At 70.3% G+C, this 23,395-nt stretch carries 15 protein-coding genes; 8 read left to right on the forward strand and 7 right to left on the reverse strand.

Annotation, left to right across the window (positions count from 1 at the left end; genetic code table 11):
* Positions 1 to 6 precede the first annotated feature (6 nt).
* From WMF14_RS31515 to WMF14_RS31535, 5 genes are all read right to left on the reverse strand, one after another.
* The gene (locus WMF14_RS31515; RefSeq protein ID WP_437792224.1) at positions 7 to 1,056 is read right to left on the reverse strand and encodes a pentapeptide repeat-containing protein; all 1,050 of its coding nucleotides are present in this window, start codon (positions 1,054 to 1,056) and stop codon (positions 7 to 9) included.
* Positions 1,053 to 3,695 carry a DUF2169 family type VI secretion system accessory protein gene (locus tag WMF14_RS31520; protein WP_437792225.1) on the reverse strand — a complete coding sequence of 881 codons (2,643 nt, stop codon included), beginning with the start codon at positions 3,693 to 3,695 and terminating at the stop codon, positions 1,053 to 1,055. Before WMF14_RS31520 ends, WMF14_RS31515 begins: the two co-directional genes overlap by 4 nt.
* Before the next feature lie 34 nt (positions 3,696 to 3,729).
* Positions 3,730 to 4,194, reverse strand: a complete 465-nt coding sequence (locus tag WMF14_RS31525; RefSeq protein WP_272094604.1) for a hypothetical protein — start codon at positions 4,192 to 4,194, stop codon at positions 3,730 to 3,732.
* A gap of 108 nt (positions 4,195 to 4,302) precedes the next feature.
* Positions 4,303 to 6,723 (reverse strand): type VI secretion system Vgr family protein, encoded by a 2,421-nt coding sequence (locus WMF14_RS31530; RefSeq protein ID WP_437792228.1) that lies wholly within the window; start codon positions 6,721 to 6,723, stop codon positions 4,303 to 4,305.
* 81 nt (positions 6,724 to 6,804) lie between these two features.
* Entirely contained in the window at positions 6,805 to 8,952 is a 2,148-nt protein-coding gene (locus WMF14_RS31535) for a DUF2169 family type VI secretion system accessory protein (protein ID WP_437792231.1), read from the reverse strand.
* 523 nt (positions 8,953 to 9,475) lie between these two features.
* Between WMF14_RS31535 and WMF14_RS31540 the strand changes: the two genes are divergently transcribed.
* Complete coding sequence (locus WMF14_RS31540; protein WP_437792233.1) at positions 9,476 to 9,718, forward strand: hypothetical protein; 243 nt, start codon at positions 9,476 to 9,478, stop codon at positions 9,716 to 9,718.
* Between the two features lie 91 nt (positions 9,719 to 9,809).
* Here the strand turns inward: WMF14_RS31540 and WMF14_RS31545 are convergent, their stop codons facing one another.
* The gene (locus WMF14_RS31545) at positions 9,810 to 11,447 is read right to left on the reverse strand and encodes a glucose-6-phosphate isomerase (RefSeq protein WP_437792235.1); all 1,638 of its coding nucleotides are present in this window, start codon (positions 11,445 to 11,447) and stop codon (positions 9,810 to 9,812) included.
* 144 nt (positions 11,448 to 11,591) lie between these two features.
* Between WMF14_RS31545 and WMF14_RS31550 the strand changes: the two genes are divergently transcribed.
* The 4 genes from WMF14_RS31550 to WMF14_RS31565 all read left to right on the forward strand — a co-directional run bounded on the left by WMF14_RS31550 (position 11,592) and on the right by WMF14_RS31565 (position 16,763).
* Positions 11,592 to 14,531: a 2-oxoglutarate dehydrogenase E1 component gene (locus tag WMF14_RS31550; protein WP_437792237.1), complete on the forward strand. Its 2,940-nt coding sequence runs from the start codon at positions 11,592 to 11,594 to the stop codon at positions 14,529 to 14,531.
* Positions 14,528 to 14,998: a PaaI family thioesterase gene (locus WMF14_RS31555; RefSeq protein WP_437792238.1), complete on the forward strand. Its 471-nt coding sequence runs from the start codon at positions 14,528 to 14,530 to the stop codon at positions 14,996 to 14,998. Before WMF14_RS31550 ends, WMF14_RS31555 begins: the two co-directional genes overlap by 4 nt.
* Positions 14,999 to 15,223: 225 nt before the next feature.
* Positions 15,224 to 15,946, forward strand: coding sequence for a hypothetical protein (locus WMF14_RS31560; protein ID WP_437792240.1), 723 nt, complete (start codon positions 15,224 to 15,226; stop codon positions 15,944 to 15,946).
* A gap of 457 nt (positions 15,947 to 16,403) precedes the next feature.
* Positions 16,404 to 16,763 carry an S-adenosylmethionine decarboxylase family protein gene (locus WMF14_RS31565; protein WP_437792241.1) on the forward strand — a complete coding sequence of 120 codons (360 nt, stop codon included), beginning with the start codon at positions 16,404 to 16,406 and terminating at the stop codon, positions 16,761 to 16,763.
* Between the two features lie 55 nt (positions 16,764 to 16,818).
* On the opposite strand, the gene WMF14_RS31570 is transcribed toward WMF14_RS31565, so the two are convergent.
* A complete protein-coding gene (locus WMF14_RS31570) occupies positions 16,819 to 18,243 on the reverse strand; it encodes a peptide MFS transporter (protein ID WP_276596403.1) in 1,425 nt (474 codons plus the stop codon).
* Between the two features lie 492 nt (positions 18,244 to 18,735).
* On the opposite strand from WMF14_RS31570, the gene WMF14_RS31575 reads away from it, so the two are divergent.
* The 3 genes from WMF14_RS31575 (at position 18,736) to WMF14_RS31585 (ending at position 23,248) form a co-directional block, all read left to right on the forward strand.
* Complete coding sequence (locus tag WMF14_RS31575; RefSeq protein ID WP_437792244.1) at positions 18,736 to 19,869, forward strand: hypothetical protein; 1,134 nt, start codon at positions 18,736 to 18,738, stop codon at positions 19,867 to 19,869.
* Positions 19,870 to 20,115: 246 nt separating this feature from the next.
* Positions 20,116 to 21,540, forward strand: a complete 1,425-nt coding sequence (locus tag WMF14_RS31580; RefSeq protein WP_437792247.1) for a proteinase inhibitor — start codon at positions 20,116 to 20,118, stop codon at positions 21,538 to 21,540.
* A gap of 223 nt (positions 21,541 to 21,763) precedes the next feature.
* Positions 21,764 to 23,248 carry an IS4 family transposase gene (locus tag WMF14_RS31585; protein WP_437792250.1) on the forward strand — a complete coding sequence of 495 codons (1,485 nt, stop codon included), beginning with the start codon at positions 21,764 to 21,766 and terminating at the stop codon, positions 23,246 to 23,248.
* The last annotated feature ends 147 nt before the right edge of the window (positions 23,249 to 23,395 follow it).

The raw sequence follows: 23,395 nt of genomic DNA on the forward strand, positions 1-23,395 counted from the left end.
CCGAGCTCATCGGCCCTCCGCGCGCCGCTCCGCGTTGCTGAGCTCCTCGTCGTCGCCGAGCGCCGCGGATCGGTTCGTGAATCGTGTGTCCTGCTCGCGCGTCCGGTGGAACCGCGCGCGGAACAGCGTGCAGTGCGAGAAGTCGGCGCCCGCGAGGTCCGCGTACGAGAAATCGGCGTACGTCAGGTCGGCGCCGGCGAACGTCGCGCGGGCGCAGCTCGCGTGCTTGAAGATGGCCTGCTGCGCGCTCGCGCCCGCGAGGCTCGCGCCCTCGAGCCGCGCCTTCACGAAGAGCGCCTGGTCGAGCTTCGCCTTCCTGAGCGTCGCGTCCGACAGGCAGGCCTCCGCGAAGAGGGCCCGCTCGAGGCTCGCCTCGTCGAGGCGCGCGCCCGCGAGGGAAGCACCCTTGAAATTCGTCTGCGCCATCCGCGCGCCCCGGAGGTCGCAGCCGCTGAGATCGACCTCCATGAGCTGCGCGAGCGTGAGATCCATCCCCGAGAGATCCTGGCCGGCGAGCTTGCCCCCGATCAGCATCGCCTTCTCGAGGCGCGCGCCGCGCAGGCGCGCCGTCGACAGGTCCGCCTTGAGGAGCACGGTCTGCACGAGGTTCGCGCCCTCGAAGCTCACCCGCGGGGCGTCGGCGTCGACGAGCGCGGCGCGGTCGAGGTTCGCCCCCTTCAGGCTCGCCTCCTCCAGACGCGGCTTGATCAGGCTCGCGATGGTCAGGTCGGCGCCGTCGAGCGAGGACCGCGACAGATCGCACTCGACGAGGCTGGCGGCGACCAGATCGGCCTCACGCAGGTCGGCCGCGAGGAACGTGCACCGGTCCCACGTGCCGTGGCGGAGGCGCGCCCCCGCGAGCTGCGCCCCCTCGAACCGGCAATCCGAGAAGATGGCCTCGTGGAGCTGCGCGCCCGTGAGGTCGGCGCCCCGGAACGACACGCGCTCGAAGACGGCTCCGGAGAGATCCGCGCCGCGGAGGTCCATGCCCGCGAGATCCTCGTCGACTACCGGATCCGCGCTCGCGACGCGGGCGAGGAGATCGTCCTTGGTCATCGCTTTCGCCTCGGGAACAAGGTCCGGACGACGTGGGCGTCCTTGAAGCTCGTGCGCGCGTCGCCCTCGGTGCCCATCAGGTTCGCGCGGAACAGGTTCGCCCGGAGGAACGACGCGCCGTGGACCTTCGCTCCTTGCAGCATCGCCTCCATCAGGTTCGCGTCCGACAGCTCGGCGTCGCCGAGATCCGCGCGCATCAGCCGCGCCCCTTGCAGGCTCGCGCCCGCGAGGCGGGCCTCCTGCAAGTCCGACTCGCTGAGGTCGCAGCCGTCGGCCCGCACGCGCGCGAGCCCGGCGCCCTTCAGCGAGGCGCCGCGCATCGTCGCGAGGGCGAGCTCCGCGCCCGAGAAATCGGCCCCGCCGAGCTGGCACGCGAGCACGAGGCGCAGGTTGTTCGCGCGGGCGGCTCGGAAGCAAGCGCCCTCGGCGGCCGTCTCGACGAGCGCCGCGCCCTCGATCACGGCCTCCGCGAGGCTCGCGCCGGCCATGCGGCACCGGAAAAACGTGGCTTTCCGAAGACTTGCGCGATCCAGCCGCGCCCCCTCGAGGTCGCACTCGTAGAAGAGGACCTCGTCCGCGAGCGCGCCCGCGAGGTCGCAGCGCGCGAGGCGCGCCTCGAACAGGTCGGCGCCGCGGAGGTCGGCGCCGGCGAAGCGCACGCCCTCGAGCTCGCCGCGCTGCAGGATCGCCTTGGCGAGGCGCGCGCCGCCGAGGTCGGCCCCGCGCGCCTCGACCTCGCCGAGGTTCGCGCCCTCGAGGCGGACGCCCTCGAGGCGGGCGCCCTCGAGGCGAGCCCGCACCAGCACGGCGCCCGACAGATCCGCGCCGGCGAGCGCGCAGTCGCGCAGGTCCGCGCGCTCGAGGAGCGCCTCCCGCAGGACGGCCCCGGACAGGTCGAGCCCGCGGAGGTCGGCGCCGGTGAGGTCCCAGCCGGTCATCGGGCTCCCCGACGCGACCGCCGCCTCCACGCGCCCGCGGAGGTCGCGCTGGGCCGCGTCGTCCAGGATCGCCGCGGGCGCCATGTGGTGCGCGGCCTGCCTGTAGGCGAGGATCTGCGCCTCCTCGAGCTTGCGCAGCCTCGCGAGGAACGCCGGATCCTCGAGCTGGGCCTCGAGCTCGTCCATCGGGGCGCCGAGGTCGCGGCCGATCTGGGCGGTCTCTCGCATGCGGGCGAGGTGCTCGTCCGCGCGAAACCTGGGCGGCCCGCCTGCCTCGCGCTTCGATTTCTCGATCACCTCGTCGATGTCGATGCCGTGCTCGGCGAGGTTCTGGCGCGCCTGATCGAGGGCCTCGGCCTGCTTGACCTTCGCCTCGGCCTCGAGGCGGGCGGCCTCCGCCTCGACCCGCTCCATGTACTCGGGCAGCTCGTCGAGCTTCGGCGGCGCCTCCGGCGGCGGCAGCTCGCGCGGGATGCCCTTCTCGTCCGGATCGATCCCGAGCACCCGCACGGACATGCGGGCGTTGTCGAGCTCCCGCTGCGCCCGGTCGCGCGACCGCCGCTCCAGCACGCCCTCGCGGCGCAGGAGCTCGTCCATGTCGCTGATCTTCTCGTCCGGCAGCGCGGGGGCGTCGGGGTCAGGGTCCGGGAGCAGATCGCGATCGCGCAGGGCGACGAGGTGCCCCTTCTTCTTGTCGAGGCGCTGCGCCAGGACGGCGTCGTAGTGCTCCTTCGGCCGGGGGGCGCCGCGGCGCTCGAGCGCGGCCAGCAGGCACTTCACATCGCGGGCGTCGTCCTCCTCGACGCGCGCGACGCCCCGGAAGATCGCGATCATGCGGCGGATGTTGGGCAGGAGCACGAGCGTCTCGAGCCTCGTCCCGATCTCCTCGAGCGCGTCCTCTCGCGAGGTCCGGGTCACGAAGCAACGCGCGACGAGCTCGGTCACGCGGCCCGTCAGCGTGGCCTGCTCGGGGTGGAGCTGCTCGAGCGCGATCGGCTCCCCGCCCTGGAAGAAGCCGGGCAGGCGTTGATCGGGCGGCGCCACCATGAAGTACTCCGGGTCGAGATCGCGGGCGAAGCCCGGGAAGTCGTTCTCGAGCCACGCCGCGTCGTACGTCCCGAGCTTCGCGTGGCGCTCGGGCCAGGTGGGGTCGAGGGGCCCGAACGCCATGGGAGGCGGCCGATCGCCTGGCGAGGTGATGAGGTGTTTCGGGTGCTCGAGCTGCGGGAGCGGGTGGTAGCTCTTCCCGTCCTCCTCGGCCGGGGCAAACCCCGTCCCGATCGGGTTCGGGGCGAAGCCTGGCCCGCCGAAGGCCCTGTCCCAGCCGAGGGCGAGCTCGGTCAGGGGCTCGGGCTCGCTCGGCACGCCGCGCTCCCAGCGGCGCTTGCCGACGACGTACACGGCCTTGTCGATCGGGCCGACCTGGACGCGGGCCCGGAACGCCGGGCGCGGGGTGCCGCCCGCCGCGAACGCCTTGCCGAAGGCGAGGACCTCGCCCCGCGGCTTCGGCAGCCCCTCGTCGAGCGCGACGTCCTTGCCGAGCTGCTTCGGGATCTCCTGCCACATCGCGATCTCCGGGAGCGGGAGCTCCGGAGCGTCGAGCGGGAGGTACGCCGTGAGGCCGAGCGCGAGGAAGCGCTGCTGCTGCAGCTCGAACACGCGCTGCAGGACGGAGACACGTTGGGGTTTGATGACGCGCATAGGGGATGGGGGGTCGCTCAAGCCGGACAGGCGCTCAGTTGGCGCGAGTAGCGCTATTGGCGCTATTGACGCGATTGTCCCTCGCCCCGCGCGCGATGTACGAGCGAGACAGATTGGCCCAGCTCACGTCAGGATAAACGAGCTCGGGGTCGTCACCATCGATCTTGACGGCGACGCGCTTTCCCGGCTCCGCCATCGACAGCGAGCTGATGTTCAGCTCCCACTCCGTCCTCGCGAGGTACACGGCCCCGCCGGGCGGCTGCACCTCCAGCCGGAGCTCGACGAAGGCCATGGCGCCGTCTTCGAAGGTGCCGAGGGTCCGGCTCGACACCACCGTGGCCTGAGCGAGGCTCGCGCGAGCCGCTCTCGCGGCGAACTGGGTCATCCGCTCTTGCCCTGCGCGGATGCCGGCTTCTTCCCTGCGGAAGACGAAGAAGAGGATAGCCGCGAGGACGAGGAGCGGCACGAGGATGGCAGAGAGGACGATGATCGTACCCATGTCGCTGCGCGATCTCCCCTTCGGGCTCACGGGCGCCGAGCCGCGGCCTGGCCGCGGGCGCCGGCGGTCGAGGCCGAGCTCCTGGACGAGATGACCTTGCTCGCTCTCTCAGCTGAGCACATGGACGCCGGAGAGGTGATAACGCAGCGCTGTCATCGCGAGCCGCGTCGGCAGCTGAGAGATCTTCGCCGCGCCCGACTGGATGGAGACAGGCTTCACCGTGACCTCGACGGCGCTGTTGATCGCGAGCGAGGCGCCCCATTTGAACGCCAGCGCCACGCCGCCCGTGATGTCGAGCTTGGCCGCGTAGGTCGCGGTGAGCGCGGCCGAGAGCTCCAGCGTCGCCTTCGCGCCGATGAAGGTGGAGACGCTGGCGCCGACGGCGTTGGTGTTCGAGAGGCCGAGGAACGTGTCGGACTTGATACCGGCCGTCACGTTGACGTTGTTCGAGACGAAGAGCTTCTTGAACGGACCGTAGGTCTTGAGCTCTTCGGCCCCCTTGATCTGCCCCATCAGGTTGCCGTCGACCGTCTGGATCATGTTGGTCTTGACGCTGACCTCGCACTGGTCCTGCGTCTCGAGCGTCATCTTGCCCTTGCTCTTGACGGTCGTGGTCCCGGCCTTCGTGTCGACGAGGGTGTCCCCGGCCTCGACGTTGACCGTGTAATTGCCGGTCTTCACCGTCGTGGTGGTGTCTCCCTTCACCGTGGTGGTCATCACGCCCGCGTCGACGTCGGTGAAGAGGTTGCCGCTCAGGACGTGGAGCGCCGTGTCGCCCTTGACCTCGGTGTACGAGGTGTTGGCGTCGACGAAGAGCTCGTGGATCCCGGACTGCACGTGGGTGATCCAGTTGTCCTTGATGGTGGCGACCCAGGAGCCTCCGCCGTTCAGGCCCACGGTCTGGTCGAAGTTCTTGCCCGCGTCGAGCAGCGTGTTGTCGTCCGTCTTCACGATGAGCTCGTGCTCGTCGTTCGGCGCGCCCATGCGAAGGTACGTGTTCGAGTAAGGCGTCGAGAGGGTGACGCGCTGCTGCCCTGTCTTGTCCTCGAGCTCGAGCCGGTTCCGCCCGCCGGTCTGGAGGACGTTCTTCGTGTGGTTGCCGCTCGTGACCGGGCTCGGCGTGAGCGCGTTCGGCACCACGCCCGCGATCACCGGCCGGTCGGGGTCGCCGCCGAGGAAGCTGAGCACCACCTCCGTGCCCCTGCGGAGCGGGAAATGAAAGCCCTCGATACCGCCGCCGTGCGGCTGCATCATGCGCACGAACGTCGAGGCCTTCCCGCTCTTCAGGTTGCTCTCGTCGAACTTGAACTTCACGTTGTAGCGGCCGAGATCGTCGATCTGGGCGTACTCGCTCTCGGCCGGGCCGTCGACGGTGCCGTTCTCGTATCCGTAGATGCGGGGCCAGGGCGTGCGGGACTCCGCGCGGAGCTGCGTCTTCGCGGGGATGGCGGTGATCTCGACGAAATAGGCCTCCTCGTGCGGCAGATCGAGCAGCTCGCGGTACCCGGTGGCCCCGGCCAGCTGGTTGCCGTGATGGTGCGCCTCGATGGTGAGGTGCTTCGCGTTGAACGCCGCGCGCGGGTGCTCTTCGAGCTCGAACGTGTAGCCGGGCCGGAGGTGCAGCCGCGTGCCCGTCCCCTGGTAAAGCACCTGCCGCGCGAGCAGCTCCTCGGCCCGGATCTTCGCGAGCCGCTCGCCCGCGGACGGCGTGAAGAAGCGCTCGCCGTACAGGCTCACCTCGCCCGCGCCGTTCGGCGATACGCGCGCCGACCCGGCGACGCTCAGGTTGGGCCGCGCATAGTCGTAATCCTTGAGCTTGATCACCGCCGGCAAGGTCGTGTGCTGGCTGGTGAACGTGCGGAGCGACATCCCCGCGCTCACGTCGTAACCCAGTTGCGGGTGGTACCGGACAGGCTCGCCGATGGGGTCCTCCTCGTACGACTTCGTGTCGCAAAAGACGACCTTGTCGCCGTCGGGCGTGTGCTCGAAGAAGTAGAAGATGCCTTCGCGCTCCATCCACCGCGCCAGGAAGTCGAGATCGCTCTCCCGGTATTGGCAGATGTGCTCCTCGACCTCGTAGCTGCCGAGGCGCATCTCGTACTCGTCGGGTCCGATGCCGTTCTCCTCGAGGACGGCCTTCATGACGTCGGGCAGCGACAGCCTGGTGAAGATGCGGCTGCGCTTGGAGAGGCCGAGCAGCCAGAGCTTCGGGACCAGCACCGCCCGGAGGAGCGAGCGCCCGTCCAGCTCGTGGAGCAGGCCCACGGTCGCGAGGACGCCGGCGAAGACGAAGGGCGGGACGTTGTCTCTGGGCCAGTCGAGCACGAGCGACGCCTTGGCGCCGACGGCATCGGGCAGGTCCAAGGACTCGGCGTCCTCGCCCTGGAGCAGGAGGAAGATCTCGATCTGATACGGGCGCGAGATGGCCTCGACGCCTCGAAAGCCGACGACGCGCGTGGAGCTGGGGAGCACGCCCGATGAGATCTTGATGAGGTCGTCCATGGCCTTCCCTGCGTTGTTCGAGGGCACACGCCCGATGCCACCAGGTGAGTCGTCCGCCAGTCGTCCCGAGGAGCTCGCTGATAGAACTAGGCAGAATCCGTCAGGCGGTCAACCTGCCGAAGAACCGTCGATGCCGGCGTCCGCCGGTGGGATCTCGACGAGCGCGCGCAGGATGGCGCCGCTCGATTTCGCGCTCGCGAGCTTGACCCCATAGACGTTGGCGCCCGCGAGGTCCGCGTCGCGCAGATCGGCGCCCTCGACGTTGGCGCACGGCAGGCTCGCCTCCTTCAGCTTCGCCGCGCGCAGGACGGCGCCCGCGAGGTTGGCGCCCGCGAGGCTCGCTCGCGAGATATCGGCCTTCGTCGCGTTGATGTCCGCGAGGCACGCCCGATCGAAGACGGCCTCGACGAGGCGCGCTTGCCGCAGGTCGGCGCCCTCGAGCGACGCGTCCTCGAAGCGCGCGCGCGACCCCTTCGCGAAGGCGAGGTCGGCGTTCTTGAGGAGCGCGGAGGAGAGCTGCGCGCGGTCCAGCGTGGCGCGGGAGAGATCGGCGCGCGTCAGATCGGCCGCGTGGAGGCTCGCGTCCGTCAGATCCGTACCGCTCATGTTCGCCCCGGAGAGGCGCGCCGACGTGAAGTTGCATCGGGTGAGCGTCGAGCCGGCGAGGTTCAGGCGCTCGAGCGAGGCGCCGCTGAAGTCGATGCCGTCGAGCTCGGCGCCCGCGAGCTCCAGGTCGTGGAGCGGCTGGCCGCTCCTGAGGCGGGCGAGCAACGTTGCGCGGAGGCCCCGGATCTCCGGCTCGGGCGACGTGGCGGCGGGCGAGGCCGCGGCGGGCGACGCCACAGCGGGCGCGGCGGGCATGCCGAGCGAAGCCACAGCGGGCGCGGCGGGCGTGCCGAGCGAAGCCACAGCGGGCGCGGTGGGCGCGCCGAGCGAAGCCACAGCGGGCGCGATGGGCGATGCCACAGCGGGCGCGGCCGGGGCGTGCGGTGGTGCGACAGGCCCGGCAGTGTTCTCGGTGATCGCCGTCACCGTGAGGTCGAGGAGCGCAGCGCCGAGCTGCGGTGCATCGAGGTTTGTCGGGCCGCTCGCCATGGCGGCGGGCAGCGGAGGCAGCGGCGCCAGGTGCGGACGGGCGCTCCAGGGCGCCCCCGGGATCGCTGTCACCGGGGAAGCACGCCCGCTGCCGGGCGCGGCGAGCGCGAACGGCGACTTCATCTTCCTGTCCACGACGAGGCCGCTGTCGCGGGCATCGACCGTGTTGTCGTCGACCACCAGCGTCCTGGCGATCGGCCGCTCGCCCGCGACGGGGCCGAGCGCTCCATGCCGGCGATGGGGCGGCGAAGGCGCGGCCGCTGCAGAAGGCCACGCCAGGGGCTGCCCCGGCATCTCGACGCCCGCGACCACGCGCATGCGGGCCGGCGTGTCGCCCGCCAGCAGGGCGACGTTCCCTCGCCAGAGCACGGAGCAGAGCAGCCGGTCGGCGTCGATGGTCAGCGTGTCGGCGACGAGCTCGACCGGCTGCCCGTGGTCCTCCCCTTCCGGCCCGGCCCGATAGAGCCGCGCGAGCCCGCGGGCCGAAGGCAGGCTGGACCGGAGCCACGGCCAATGCGGGTGCAGGCCCTCGAGGAAGATCCACTCGTCGCCGCGGAGGAGGTCGATCTGCTGATCCGCAGGCGCGGCGTGGAAGTACCGGAAGTCGAAGCTGCCGTCGAGATCCAGCGCCGGAGGGTCGGCCGCCTGATCCCGCGCAAGGAGATGCCGCCGCGGGGCCCAGTGCCTCGCGATCGGGCCGAAGCCCGCCGGCCGCATCGGATCGCCCGGATCGACGATGCTCGGCAGCGCAGCGTCGGAGCCCACGCCCACCGGGTTCACATCGAGACGTGGGCCGCCGAACGCGCGCTCGTACACGAGCGGCATCCTGCTGAACGGGCGGGGGCTCGGCGCCTCTCGCGTGCGGTCGCCGAAGACATGAAGCGTCTTGTTGAGGATCCAGCGGCCATCGCGGAAGAGCGCGAGCCGCACCGGGAGAGCCGTGGCGGTCGTTCCCGCGGGCGCGCAGGCGTGCCCGCGCACAATGACCCCGGCGCCCGGCAGGTAGGGTGCTGTCTCACTGGCCTCTTCGAGGCTGCCCCACCCCTCCCGAAGCTGGTCGGTGCGGACCAGATCGGCCGCTGCGGCGAGCTCTGCGCTCCTGTCGTGCACGAGGGCAAAGGTGGCCTTGACGACGACGGTGAGCCGCTCTGCGCCCCGCATGCGCCACAGAACGGCGCCGCAGGCGGATGGCGACAGGGCGACGACGGAGAGGGGCCAGGGCGATTGCACGACGCGTGGTCACGGGGCCCACGCACCTCGACGGCAGCGAAGGGCTCTGAGCCGCTCAACATAACCTCGCTCGCCTATCGGGCGCAAGCGCGGGACCTCACCGGAGTCCGCTCGCCGTCGGGTTCTCTCGCGGGAGCATGGCGCGGTGAAGAGGCTCCGGTGATCGCGGTGTGTGGGGTTGTCGGGGGCCAAGATCCAACCTCGATCCGAAAGCCAAGCTCCTCGTGGCGACCGCCTTCGTCACCGGGACCACCTGCCCGGTTCTCGCGTGGCCCAGCGCATCGACGAGGGGCGCCGAGAAGAGAACCACGGGAAGGCCAATCCCCATCAACTCGATGCGGAGAGCCACGACCATCGGATTCGAACTCCCCCCGCGCCATGGGAGGAGCGCGGCAGTGGCGACGGCGCTGGCCATGATGCCAGCCAGACGCGAGGCGGTCGCAATCGAATCGAGATGTGCGTTTACGTGGACGTTTACGTGGTCGTGGTCGTGGTCGTGAACGTGGTCGTGGACGTTTACGTGAACGTGGTCGTGGTCGTGGTCGTTTACGTGAACGTGGTCGTGGTCGTGGTCGTTCACGGCCTACCGTTGACGACCACGACCACGACCACGACCACGACCACGACCACGACCACGACTACGACCACGACCACGACTACGACTACGACCCACGACCACGTAAACGTTCGGATGTAGGAGAACGCGGAGCAACGCTTGGCTAACGCCGATGCTCTCCTCCCGAGCGGACCTCGACGGCATCGCCCAGCAGCACCGCGCCGGCGCCCCCTCAGCGCGCCAGACGGTACTTCGCGTCGAACGGCGAGCCGCCCTGCGGCACCTCCCGCGCGACGCCGCGCTCCGGGTTCGCCGCGAGGTGGCGCAGGATCCAGAAGACCGTCTCGACGTCGTCCGTGCCCGCCGCCTTCGCGACCTCCGCGAGCGACAGCGCGCGGCCCGCGCTCGCGCCGAGCGCCGCGAGCACCTTGGCCTGCAGGTCGAGCACCTCCTGCGCCGCCTTCTTGCCGGCCTCGACGCCGGGCTGGTGGTACGCGTTGATGCCCACGAGCGACGCGTACAGGCCCACCGCGCGCTCGTAGAGCGCGATCAGCATGCCGACGGCGCGCGCGTCGACCGTGTCGATCGTGATCGTGATCGACTCGCGCCCGCTCTCGGTCAGCGCCTTGCGCGTCCCCTGGAGGAAGCCGTCGAGGTAGTCGCCCGTCGTGACGCCGGGGTCGACCTCGAGCACGCCGCGCGACGGCGCGCGATCCCGCAGCACCTCGATGAACGTGACGAAGAAGTTGTCGAGCCCGTCACGGAGCTGCTGCACGTACGCGTGCTGATCCGTCGAGCCCTTGTTGCCGTACACGGCGATGCCCTGGAAGACCTCCTTGCCCTGCCGATCGAGCCGCTTGCCGAGCGACTCCATCACGAGCTGCTGGAGGTAGCGCGAGAAGAGCTCGAGCCGGTCCTTGTAGGGCAGCAGCACCATGTCCTTCCGGCCCACGCCGCCCGTCGCCGAGTACCAGGCGAGCGCGAGCAGCGCCGCCGGGTTCCGGGGCACCTCCTTCGAGCGCGTGGCCTCGTCCGTCTCGCGCGCCCCCTGCAGCATCTCGACGATCGACAGCCCCTGGAGCGCCGCCGGCAGCAGGCCGACCGCAGAGAGCTCGCTCGTGCGACCGCCGACCCAGTCCCACATCGGGAAGCGGGCGAGGAAGCCGTGCTTCGTCGCATACCGGTCGAGCTCGCTGCCGTCCCCCGTCACCGCGACGGCGTGCGCGCCGAGCGAGAGGCCGAGCCGACGGTACGCCGCCTCGAGCTCGAGCATTCCGTTGCGCGTCTCCTTCGTCCCGCCCGACTTCGAGATGATCACCGCGAGCGTCGCGCCGAGATCGTCCCCGATGGCGTCCAGCGTGCGATCGATCCCGTCGGGATCCGTGTTGTCGAAGAAATGGATCTGCATCCGGTCGGCCGGCGTCCCCAGCGCCGAGGCGACGAACTGAGGCCCGAGCGCCGAGCCGCCGATCCCGACGACGAGCACCCTGCTGAAGCGGGCCGACCGCTCCGGCCGGACCCGCGCCGCGTGAACGTCCGCGGCGAAGCTCAGGATCCGCGCGTTCGTCTCCTCGATCGCCGCGCGGAGCGCCGCCTCGGGCGCGAGCTCCGGCGCGCGCAGCCAGTAGTGGCCGACCCGGCGGCCCTCGTCAGGATTCGCGATGCTCCCGCCCTCGAGCGCCGCCATCTCGGCCAGCGCCGCCTGAATCCGCGGTTCCATCGTGGTAAAAAAGTCGCTCCCGAAGCGGATCCGGCTCACGTCCAGCCAGAGACCGAGGCTGGGATCGTGGAAGAGGTGGTCCCGGAAGCGATCGAAGGGGAGGACGGCGGGCGCCGGTCCTCGACCCGGGGTTCTGCGGTCTTGATCCATGGCCCCCCTTCTACCGCTTCTCCCTACCGTTTCTCCAGGCGGTCGAACCCCTTGCCCGGACGATGTTCCGGCCCACGAGGCGGAGTCATCGGAAAACGACTCTAGCGTGCCGGCCCGACACGCGTTATTTGCAGCCCGACCACGATGCAGCTTGATTTCGGAATCAATGCAGGGCTCGTCGAGGAGCTCTATGCCCAGTACCTCGAGAACCCGGAGTCGGTAGACCCCGGCTGGCGCTCGTTTTTCGAGGGAAAGAACGGCGGAGCGACGCCGAGCAGGCTGCCCGCTCCGGCGGCGCCGCCGACCATCCAGCATCAGGTGCTGCGGCCCGGAAACGGGAACGGGCACGGGTACGGGAATGGCAAGACGAACACGAACGGCGAGGCCGCGAAGACGCTGGAGGCCGCGTTCGCACGGACGCTGAGCGAGCACCCGAGCTCGCCCGAGTCCTCGCGCGATCTCAAGGTGCTCGCGGAGGCCGCGATCAAGGCGCGCGTCTACGCCCTCGTGAACGCCTACCGCGTGCGCGGCCACCTCTTCGCGCACGTCGACCCGCTCGGCCTGCCGCCCGCCACGCCGCCCGAGCTCGACCTGACGAACTTCGGGCTCCGGGTCGAGGACCTCGAGCTGCCCTTCCCGACGACCGACCTCGCCGGCGTGCCGCCCGTCCTCACGCTGCGCGAGATCATCCGCCGGCTCGAGGAGACGTACTGTCGCTCGATCGGCGTCGAGTTCACGTTCATCGAGGAGCCCGAGGCGCGCCAGTGGCTCCAGCAGCAGATGGAGTCGACGCGCAACCGGCTCACGCTCGACCGCCAGAAGCAGCTCCGGATCCTCACGAAGCTCTCCGACGCCGAGATCTTCGAGCAGTTCATCCACAAGTCCTACGAGGCGGGCACGAAGCGCTTCTCGCTCGAGGGCGCCGAGAGCCTCATCCCGCTGCTCGACCTCATCATCGAGCGCGCGGGGGCGCACGAGGTCGACGAGATCGTGGTCGGCATGGCGCACCGCGGCCGGCTGAACGTCCTCGCGAACATCATGGACAAGAGCCTGCGCGAGATCTTCGCGGCCTTCGAGGACAAGAACGCGGAGCGCCACCTCGGCAGCGGCGACGTCAAGTACCACCTCGGCTACTCGACCGATCGCACGCTCGAGAACGGGCGCAACGTCCACCTCACGCTCACGTTCAACCCGAGCCACCTCGAGTTCGTGAACCCCGTCGTGCAGGGGCGCGTCCGCGCGAAGCAGGACCGGCGGCTCGCCGACGGCGCCGCCGACGCGCGCCGCCGCGTGATGCCGCTGCTCATCCACGGCGACGCGGCGTTCATCGGGCAGGGCGTCGTCGCCGAGACGCTCAACATGATGAACCTGCCGGGCTACACGACGAGCGGCACGGTCCACGTCATCGTGAACAACCAGGTCGGGTTCACGACCGATCCGATGGAAGGGCGCTCGACCCGCTATGCGTCCGACATCACGCGGATGCTCAAGGTCCCGGTGTTCCACGTGAACGGCGAGGACCCGGAGGCGGTCGCCCACGTCGCGCAGCTCGCGATCGACTACCGCACGCGCTTCGGCTCCGACGTGATCATCGACATGTACTGCTACCGGCGGTACGGCCACAACGAGGGCGACGAGCCGCGCTACACCCAGCCGCGGATGTACGCCGCGATCGACAAGAAGCCCACCGTCCGGCAGGTGTACGTCCGGCGCCTCATGGAGCTCGGGCAGGTCACCGAGGAGAAGGCCGACGAGATCGTCGTGCGGCGCCGCGAGGCGCTCGCCGCGGCGCTCGACGAGGTGAAGCAGAAGGGCTTCGCGCCGGTGCTCTACTCGATGGGCGGCGTGTGGTCGCACTACCGCGGCGGCGCCGACCAGGCGACGCCGGAGGTGCCGACGAGCGTGCCGGCCGAGAAGCTCATCGCGCTGTCGGAGAAGCTCCTCGAGCTGCCCGAGGGCTTCAAGGCGCACCCGAAGGTGCTGCCGACGCTCCAGCAGCGGCACGACAAGCTCGTCGCCGGCGAGCCGTTCGACTGGGGCACGGGCGAGATGCTCGCCTACGCCTCGCTGCTCGCCGAGAAGACGCCGGTGCGGCTCTCCGGTCAGGACGTGCAGCGCGGCACCTTCAGCCACCGGCACGCGGTGCTGCGCGACGTCGACACGAGCGCGCGCTTCGCGCCGCTGTCGCGCGTGGCCGAGGGGCCGGCGCGCTTCGAGGCGTACAACAGCCCGCTCAGCGAGGCGGGCGTGCTCGGCTTCGACTTCGGCTACAGCCTCGACTACCCGGACGGGCTCGTCATCTGGGAGGCGCAGTTCGGCGACTTCCTGAACGGCGCGCAGGTCATCGTCGATCAGTTCCTCACGTCGAGCGAGGACAAGTGGCACCGGCTGAGCGGCATCGTGCTCTTGCTGCCGCACGGCTACGAGGGCCAGGGGCCGGAGCACTCGAGCGCGCGCATCGAGCGCTGCCTGCAGAACAGCGCCGAGGACAACATCCAGGTGTGCAACCTGACGACGCCGGCGCAGCTGTTCCACGTGCTGCGGCGGCAGGTGCACAGGCCCTGGCGCAAGCCGCTCATCATCGCGACGCCGAAGAGCCTGCTGCGCGTCCCGGCGACGTCGAAGGGCCCGCACCGGCCCGTGTCGACGATCAAGGATCTCTCCGAGGGCCAGTTCCACCGCGTGCTGCCCGACACGAGCGGGGTCGATCCGGCGGACGTGAAGCGGGTGCTGCTCTGCTCGGGCAAGGTCTACTACGACCTCGCGCTCGCGCGGGAGACGCGCGGGCTCAAGGACGTGGCGATCCTGCGGCTGGAGCAGCTGTTCCCGCTGAACGACGAGATCGTGAACGCGCTCGCGCCCTACAAGGACGGCACGCCGCTCGTGTGGGTGCAGGAGGAGCCGCGCAACTACGGCGCCTGGTACTACATCCTCGCGGTGCTCCGGCAGCGCATCGGCGACCGGCTGCCGCTCTCGTGCGTGAGCCGCGCGCCGAGCGCGAGCCCGGCGACGGGCTCGCGCGCGAGCCACCTCCTCGAGCAGAAGATGCTGATGGACGAGGCGTTCGTCGGGGGCACCCGGTGAGCGGCGACGCGGCGAGCCTGCAGGACAGGTACTCGCCGCGAGGCCGCTGCTTCGGCTGCGGGCCGGCGAACGACAGGGGGCTCCGGCTGAAGAGCCGCGTCGAGGGCGACGCGGTGGTCTGCGACTTCACGCCGGAGCCGCACCACGAGGCGTTCCCGGGGATGCTCAACGGCGGCATCATCGGGGCGCTGCTCGACTGCCACTCGAACTGGACCGCGGCCTACCACCTGATGAAGGCGCGGGGGGCCGACGCGCCGCCGTGCACGGTGACGGCGGACTTCCACGTGAAGCTGAAGAAGCCGACGCCGCTCGGCGGCCCGGTGCACCTGCGGGCGCAGGTCGCCGAGGCGGAGGGCGACCGCGTCGTGGTCGAGGCGACCCTGGAGGCGGGCGGGCGGGTCACGGCGACGTGCCGCGGGACGTTCGTGGCGGTGAAGGAAGGGCACCCGGCCTTCCACCGCTGGTAGGCGCCGGCTGACGCGCGGCGCGGGCGGCTGCCGCCGCTCGTTGACACTCGCACACGCCCGCGCCGGCTGACGCGCGGCGCGGGCGGCCCGTCCGCGACCGGGAAGGCGTTGCTCGCCGCCTCCGTGGCACACGCGATGCTCGCGCCCCGGCGCGCGGCGTTCCCGGCGTGGCGCGTGGATCGGATCCGCCGTCCTCGCGGCGCCGCGCAGCGAGGAGGATCCGCAATGAAGGCAAACACCGGGGTCGCGATCGCCGCGGGAGCGGTCGCCGTGCTCTGCGGGAGCGTCGCCGCTGCGCAGGACTTCGAGGGCGAGGTCCCGCCGAGCTACCTGCGCTCTCCGCTGGGGGCGCCTGCCAACGCGCTCGAGCTCGGCCTCAACCTCGGGTACGCGCAGGGGTTCGGCGACATCGGGAGCGAGCGGCGCGTGCGCGACGTGGCGGGGCCGGGGGCGGGCGTGGGCGTGAAGCTCGTCTACCGCGCGGTGCCGAAGGTCGGCCTCGGGCTGACGTCGCGCTACGAGCAGTACACGGCGCAGGGCGCGGAGCAGGGCGGGGCCGACGTGCGCGGCGTGACGCTGGGCGCGGAGGCGAGCTTTCACCTGGCGCCGTTCGAGCGCGTCGATCCGGTGATCTCGCTGGGCAGCGGCTACCGGGCGCTGTGGACCGCGGCGCCGCCGGGGGTGAGGGGCGGCACGGTGACCCACGGGATCGAGCTCGGGCGACTCCAGGCGGTGATCGACGTCCGCATGTCCGAGAGCGTCGCGCTGGGGCCCACGATCGGCGGCGGGCTCAACCTGTTCCTCTGGGAGAACGCCGAGGGGTCGAGCCTCGGCTGGGAGGTCCCGGGCGGGCGCGTGAACAGCTTTGTGTTCGCAGGCCTCGAGGGCCGCTTCGACCTGGGTGGGCAGCGCGTGCGGGAGGTCGTCCAGGTCGCGCGGCGGCGGTGAGAGCGGCGCGGGGATGTCATCGTGGAGGCCGCACGCCGCGCCCCTTCCGGACGACGCAAGCGCCGGCGGGTGGCTCCGCGCGGCGCGGGCGGGCGGGCGCGGCGAGCACCGACCGAGGTGCCATAAGGTCTCAGGTGGCTCGAGGTCTCAGGCGCGCCTTGTGTGGCGCGCGACGAGACGTCCCAGGTGGCAAGGCCCGAAGGGAGACATGCCGGGCGGTGTTCTCAGCGCAAGCTCCTCGGCCCCTGTCTTGGCGGATGGCCGAGCGCCCGCCCGCCCGCGCCGCGCGGAGCCACCCGCCGGCGCGCTCAGCTCGGAATCACCTCGAACCGCCACCGCCGCACGAGCACGAGGACGACGCCGCCCCGGCCCTCCCGATTCCGTCTCCGCAGCGCCCGGCCTCGGCTACGCTATGCGGCCTGCGCGGCGCGGACCGACGCGCGCGCCTGCCCGATCGATGCAGCTGTTCATCGCGCTCGCCCTCTTCGAGGGCTGCCCCTTCGACTTCCTGAACAGCCCGGCCGCGCTGCGCGGCGCGCTGGAGGCGGCCGTCGCCGCGGGATCGTTCACGCTGCTCGAGATGGCGGTCGTCCCGTTCTCTCCGCAAGGGATCACCGCGTGCGCCGTCGTCGGCGAGTCGCACGTGGCGCTGCACTCCTGGCCCGAGTCGGGGCGGCTCTTCGTCGACGTCGCCTCGTGCAGCACGCTGGAGAGCGTCCGCCGCGCCGTCGCCGCCATCGGGAGCGCGCTGCCCGAGGGGCGGCTCGCGACCCTCGACGAGCGGGTCGTCGACCCCGCCGGCGCGCGGGCGCCCTGACGCGGCGCCGCGCCCTCGCGGAGAGGGCGCGGGGCCGCGCCGGGCGCGGTGTGGATCAGTGGTGGCCGAGCACGCGGCGGAGCGGCTTGTTGAACGCGAACATCGCGGCGCCCGCGCCCACGCCGAGCACGGTGAGCATCAGGAAGAACATGTCCTTCGACCAGCGCGTGTAGAAGATGCCGATGTAGCCGCTCAGCGTGTTGCCGAGGAAGCTCGAGACGAACCACATGCCCATCATCATCGACACGATCCGCACCGGCGAGACCTTGGTCACGAGCGACAGGCCGATGGGCGACAGGTAGAGCTCGCCGATCGTGAGCAGCAGCGTGCAGAAGACCGGCCAGAACAGGCTGCCCTTGCCGTCGCCGACGGCCTGCGCGCCGAGGATCATCACGATGAACGACAGCCCGAGGATGGTGCAGCCGATCGCCATCTTCGAGACGCTCGTCGGCTCGGAGCCCCGCTTCGCCTGCCAGCGCCAGAAGACGTCGAGGAGCGGCGCGAACAGGATGATGCAGAGCGGGTTCACCGACTGGAACCACGTCGACGGGATCTGGAAGCCGAGGACGCTCGGCCACACCGTCTTCTCGTCGGCCCAGGTCTGCATCGTGTTGCCCTGCTGCTCGTAGACCGCCCAGAAGACGATGTTGAGGGCGCAGAGCGCCACGAGCGCGCCGACGCGCTTCCACTCGTCGCTGGAGAGCGGCTGCTTCTGCTCGCCGGCGCCCTCCGCCGTCTTCATCAGGTTGTCCTTGGCGAGGTACTTCTGCCCCGCCAGGTAGACGACGAGCCCAAGGCACATCCCGACGCCCGCGGCGGCGAAGCCGTAGTGCCAGCCGTAGACGGCGGCCAGGGTGCCGCACACGAAGTTGCAGATGAAGGCGCCGAGGTTGATGCCCATGTAGAAGATGGTGAAGGCGCCGTCGCGGCGCGGATCACCCGCCGGGTACAGGCTTCCGACCTGGGTCGAGATGTTGGGCTTGAACGCGCCGTTGCCGAGGATGAGCAGGAGCAGCGCGATGAAGAACGAGTTCTCGAGCGCCATCACGAAGTGCCCGGCGGCCATCAAGACGCCGCCGATCACCACCGTCCTGCGCTGCCCCCACACCTTGTCGGCGAGGATGCCGCCGAAGAACGGCGTGAGGTACACGAGGCCCGTGTACAGCCCGTAGAGCATGGACGCCTGCTCGTTGGGCGCGCTCGGGAGGAGGCCCTTGATGAACTGCCAGGCGAACACCGTGGTCGGATCGCCAGCGACGAGATCGCATGGCTGCGCGTGCTGCCGGCACCCCTGGTAGGCCTCTCGCGCGGTGACGAACAGGTAGTTCGCCATATACAGCTTGAGGAGGCCGCGCATGCCGTAATAGGAAAAGCGCTCCCACATCTCCGCGAAGAAGAGGATCACGAGCCCCGGCGGGTGCTTGAAGCGCCTCTCGAAAGCGGTGACGGGCAGGGCCGGCTCGATTGCTTGCACGCTCAATGCTGTCTCTCCACGAGCTGGGACCACGCTGCGTGGTGGTCGGGCGATGCGGGGGATCGTGGGGCGCGCTGCCCCTCGGCACGCGGATCCTAGACGATCCGCGGCGCCCACGTCACGCGCTTGTTGCGCACAGCGTCGAGCCGGGTGAACAGGGTGTCCACGTGGGCGGCCCTTCTACCCCCGCAGGCGGACAGGTGGGCGGGACGCTCCGGTCGGCTCTGCGGTCGGCGAAGCGGCCGCGGCCGGCGAGCGGCCGCTGCTGCGCTGCGCGCGGAGCGGGCGCTGGTGCTGGGGAACAGCCGCCGCACCGACGCCGCCTGGCGACGACGGCCGCCGCAGATGGACCGCGTAAGCCCACGCCATCCTCGGTTGTGCCGGGAGCGTCCCCTTCGCCGCCGGCTCCGCCCTGGCCGCGCGAGGCCCGCTCCCTCCGCAGGGGAGATCCACAGTCGAGGCTTCCGGTGAGAAGCTGTCGGCTGCAGATGCTTTGTGATGCAACATCCCAAAACTCGCTATGTCCCGAGGGACAGAGCATGTTCGACGGGTCTCCTTTGGATTCTCCTTCTCCCTGCCTGCGCGGGCGTCGAGCCGTCGCCGCCGGAGGCGTGCTCTCCTGGCGAGGAGCGCTTTCGCGGGCGGTGCGTCCAGCCCGCCGCCCGCTACGAGCCTGAGGAGCGCATCGACCGGGACAACGTCGTCGCCTTCGGCGCCGAGCTCACCCGGCTCGCGCTCCCGGAGCCGCCGCGCAGCGGCTTCAGGATCATCGCGCCGCCGCGGCTCATGGCGCCCGGCGAGGAGGTGACCTTCTGCGTGTCATGGCCTTTCCCTGCGATCGAGAACACGGCCGTCCACGCGGCGCGCGTCTACGCGACGGGCGGGTTGCATCACAGCAACGTGATCGCCAAGCCGGTCAATCCATCGTTCGGGCCGAACCCTTACCCGGGCTGCCATCCTGGCGCCGAGGATCCCTTCGGGACGCTGCCGGCGGCCATCCCGGACGTCCTCTTCGCGAGCTCCACGCAGATCGTCGGCGAGGAGACGCTCGTGTTCCCGGAGGGGATGGGCTTCACCCTCGATACGTCCCGCGAGATCGCCGCGAGCGTGCACCTGCTCAACACGTCGCCCGAGCCCGCGGTCGTCGAGCTCGCCTACGACTTCTTCACGATGCCTCTCTCGGAGCGAAAGGAAGAGCTCGCGCCGTTCGTCTTGAGCGTCAACGACTTCCTCGTCCCGCCGCGCGCCACCCGGACCGTCGGCACGACGTGCTCGACGTTCGGCGGGAACATCGTGTCTCTGATGCCGCACACGCACCGGTACGCCGATGCCTTCGACGTCGACGTCGTCCGCGCGGACGGCGGCGAGGCGCGCGTCTACGAGGGAGGGGCGTTCGATCTGGAGAGCGACATCGAGGTCTACCGGCCGGCGCTCGCGCTCGGCGAAGGCGACTCCCTCCGGTACGCGTGCAGGTTCCGGAACACGTCGGACCACGATCTCACGTTCGGCTACGGGGACAACGAGATGTGCATGCTGTTCGGGTACATGTACCCGCCGGAGAAGCAGGTGGCGGGGATCTCGCTGCACGACGGGGAGCCCTGCATCTCGCTCGGCCTCGGCGCGCTCCGGTGAGGAGCTCCGTCGCCGCCTGATCCGCACGCAGGGCGCGGGCCAACGCCCCTGGACACGCCTCCGCCTCCTCCAAGCGAATGGCGCCATGAGCAAGAACGTGTTCTTGCATACATATTTTTGGAGAAAAGATTGGACGACGATTGAACAACCATGAACAAACGGTATATCGACGAACGCTCACAGGGCATCCATGTGAGGAAAATCACAAACGACTTCGTCCGAAGACGACGTTCAGGAGATTCGACCGTGAAGCAAGAGCTCCTCCGTTCACCGCACGTGATGCTGGGCGCAGCGCTCCTCGTCTCGGCCCTGGGAGGACAGGGCGCCTGTCAACGGACCGAGGAAGATGCCGCATCGGGGGCTCCAGGGGCCTCCGTGACGCCCGATCGTTGCGTCTATACGAGCGCCTTCAGCCAGGCCGAGGAGTGCCGCGAGTACACGGGCGCAGGCTGGACCGCAGAGGCCGCGGAGGCCGACTGCAAGGCGCTCCAGGGCTCCACCTTCACCAGGGCCGAGCGCTGCGCGTACCCGCAGACGCTCGGCCGATGCGTGCTCGGCGGCGGGACCGACGACGAGGTCAGCCTCGTCCTCCCCGGCGGCGACACGAGCCAGTGCGCCTCGACCCAGCGCGGCTGCGAGATGTTCGGCGGCGGCCGGTTCGAGCCCGACGCCTGCGAGGGCGCGGCCGAGGAGCCCGGCAGCGGCGTCGGCACGGGCGGCGCCGTCTTCCAGTGGCCCGCGCAGGTCTGCGTCGACCCGCAGGCCGGCGAGCCGGCAGGGCAGAGCGGCGGGAAGGTCTGCACGTTCGGCGCGATCTCGGGCTGCACCGAGCCCGGCCGCCTGTTCACCGACTATGCGTCGTGCGAGCCGGTCCTCACGCAGCGCCCGTACTGGCCCGCGCCTCCCTCGGATTACAGGACCCCGAGCGACGATCCACGCCTCTCGGATCCGCAATGGCTCGGCGAGCTCGCCTGGGTCACGGAGCAGACCGAGGCGTGCGGGTGCGTGTGCTGTCACTCGGAGAAGGCCGCGCCGGCCACCGGGCCGTCGAACTGGTACATCGAGGCCGGACCGGTCTGGACCGACAGCTTCTATCCAACGGGCCTCGCGCTGGCCGCCGGCTGGGTCTCCTCGGCGGCGCTCGGCGCGTATCCGCCGGACCAGAACAACGGATTCTCCCGTGACGTCAGCGGCCTGCCCTCCACGGACCCGGCGCGCATGGTCGCGTTCTTCGAGGGCGAGCTCCTGCGCCGCGGATACACGAAGGAGGATTTCGCGGACGAGCCCCCGTTCGGCGGGCCGCTCCATGAACAGAGCCTCTACGTGCCCGGCGACTGCGCGGCGGGGGAAGGCGTGGACGCCGCAGGCAAGATCACCTGGACCGGCGGCGACGCCCGCTACGTTTACGTCCTGTCGGCGAACGCCGAGAACCCGGGCGCTCCGCCGAACCTCGACCTGCCCGAGGGGACGATCTGGCGGCTCGACGTGCCCTCGAGCGCCGAGCCCGTCAAGAGCGGTATCCTCTACGGCGAGGTCCCGCCGAACACGAAGCAGGGCTATCCGGCCGAGGGGAGCCCCGAGGAGCTCGTCCCGGGCACGAAATACTACCTGTACGTCTGGGAAGACGTCGGTATCCCGATCACGCGGTGCCTGTTCGAGGTTTCGCCCTGAGAGGGAGCTCCACGGCGGAGCTCCCTCCATCCCACCATCGGTCACCAACGCGAACGTTTACGTTCACGTTTACGTGAACGTAAACGTTTACGTGAACGTTTACGTGAACGTTTACGTGGTCGTGGTCGTTCACGGCCTACCGTTGACGACCACGACCACGACCACGACTGAGGATCCCGCACATTTTTGATCCGTTTCGGACGCGCCAAGCGTCTGAAATATCATGGGAAATCCCGATGTACCGGAAGCGATGCCGTCGATCGTGCGCGAGTTCGAGACGGTGCAGCTGGGCGACGCGCGCCTGCATCAGCGGGTCCGGGCTGTGGTGGCGCGGCTGAGCGTGGCGCCGGGCGAGAGTTTCCCGGACTCGCTGAAGACAGAAGCCGAGCTGGAGGGCTTCTACCGGCTCCTTGGCAACAAGCGCGTGTCGTATGGTGCGCTGGTGCAAGCCCACAGCGAGCAGACCCTCGGGCGGATGGCCGGTCACGACACGGTTCGTGCGGTGCATGACACCACCGCGGTCGCCTTCGACGGCGACGGAGCACGCAAAGGGCTCGGTCCGCTCAACGGCAAGGACACCCAGGGCTTTTTGGCGCACGCGACGCTCGCCGTGGCCACCGACGCGATCAACCAGCCGCTTGGACTGCTGGGCCTTGCCTGCTGGGCCCGCAAAGCCTCCGCCCTCTCCAAGAGCCCACGCAAGAAAAACAGGACGGGCAGCGACTATGCGCGCGTGGCCGACAAGGAGTCGACGCGCTGGCTGCGGCAGGTGGAGGCGGCCGAGCAGGCCGTGGGCGACCGCACGTCGCTGCTGCACATCATGGACCGCGAGGCCGACGCCTACCCGCTTCTGTGCGCCATGGTCGAGCAGGGCCACCGCTTCGTCGTGCGCATGGCGCGGGATCGAAACGTGTCGGAACTGGCCGAGGACGAGGAAGAATCGCTCGACGACAGCGCACGGCTGCGGCTGAGCGAGGCGCTGGTCGAGCTGCCGATCCGGCTCAGTCGCGAGGTCGTGCTCACCCAACGCCGCGCCGGCCCTGTACCGGCGAGCAAACGCGCGCACCCCGAGCGCTCGGAGCGGATGGCCACGCTGGGCGTCGGCGCGCGGCGCGTGGCGCTGCGCCGTCCCTACTACCTGCCCGAGCTGGCCGAAGAGCTCGCGGTCAACGTCGTGGTTGTGCAGGAGATCGACCCGCCAGCGGGCGAAGAGCCGGTGGCGTGGGTGCTGGCCACCAACGAGCCCGTCGACACGCCCGACCAGATCGGAGCGATCGTCGACCATTATCGGGCACGGTGGCTCATCGAGGAGTTCTTCAAGGCGCTCAAGACCGGCTGCGCCCTCGAGACGCGCCAGCTCGAGAGCTTCCAGAGCCTGACGAACGCGCTGGCGCTGTTCGCCCCGATCGCGTGGCAGATGCTGCTGCTGCGCTCGCTGTCACGCCTTGAGCCCAACGCGCCTGCGGAACGAGCCCTGAACCCCACGCAGCTGAAGCTGCTGCACCAGCACCAGCCCAAGAAGTTGCCGGCTCAGGGGGCGACGGTAGTCGATGCGCTCTACGCCGTTGCCGGTCTTGGTGGACATCTGAAGCGCAACGGTCCCCCCGGCTGGCTGACGCTCGCGCGCGGAATGCAGACCTTGCTCATGCTGGAGACGGGCTGGAACGCCGCCCTTGCCAACGCAGCGAAAACTAAGGGGGAAATGTGATCAATCCTCAGACGACCACGACCACGACCACGACCACGTAAACGATTACGTAGTCGTGGTCGTTCACGGCCTACCGTTGACGACCACGACCACGACCACGTAAACGTTCGGATGTAGGAGAATGCGGCGCGAAGCCTAATTAACGCT

The sequence above is a fragment of the Sorangium sp. So ce693 genome, assembly GCF_051521375.1.
GTDB classification, from domain to species: domain Bacteria; phylum Myxococcota_A; class Polyangia; order Polyangiales; family Polyangiaceae; genus Sorangium; species Sorangium atrum.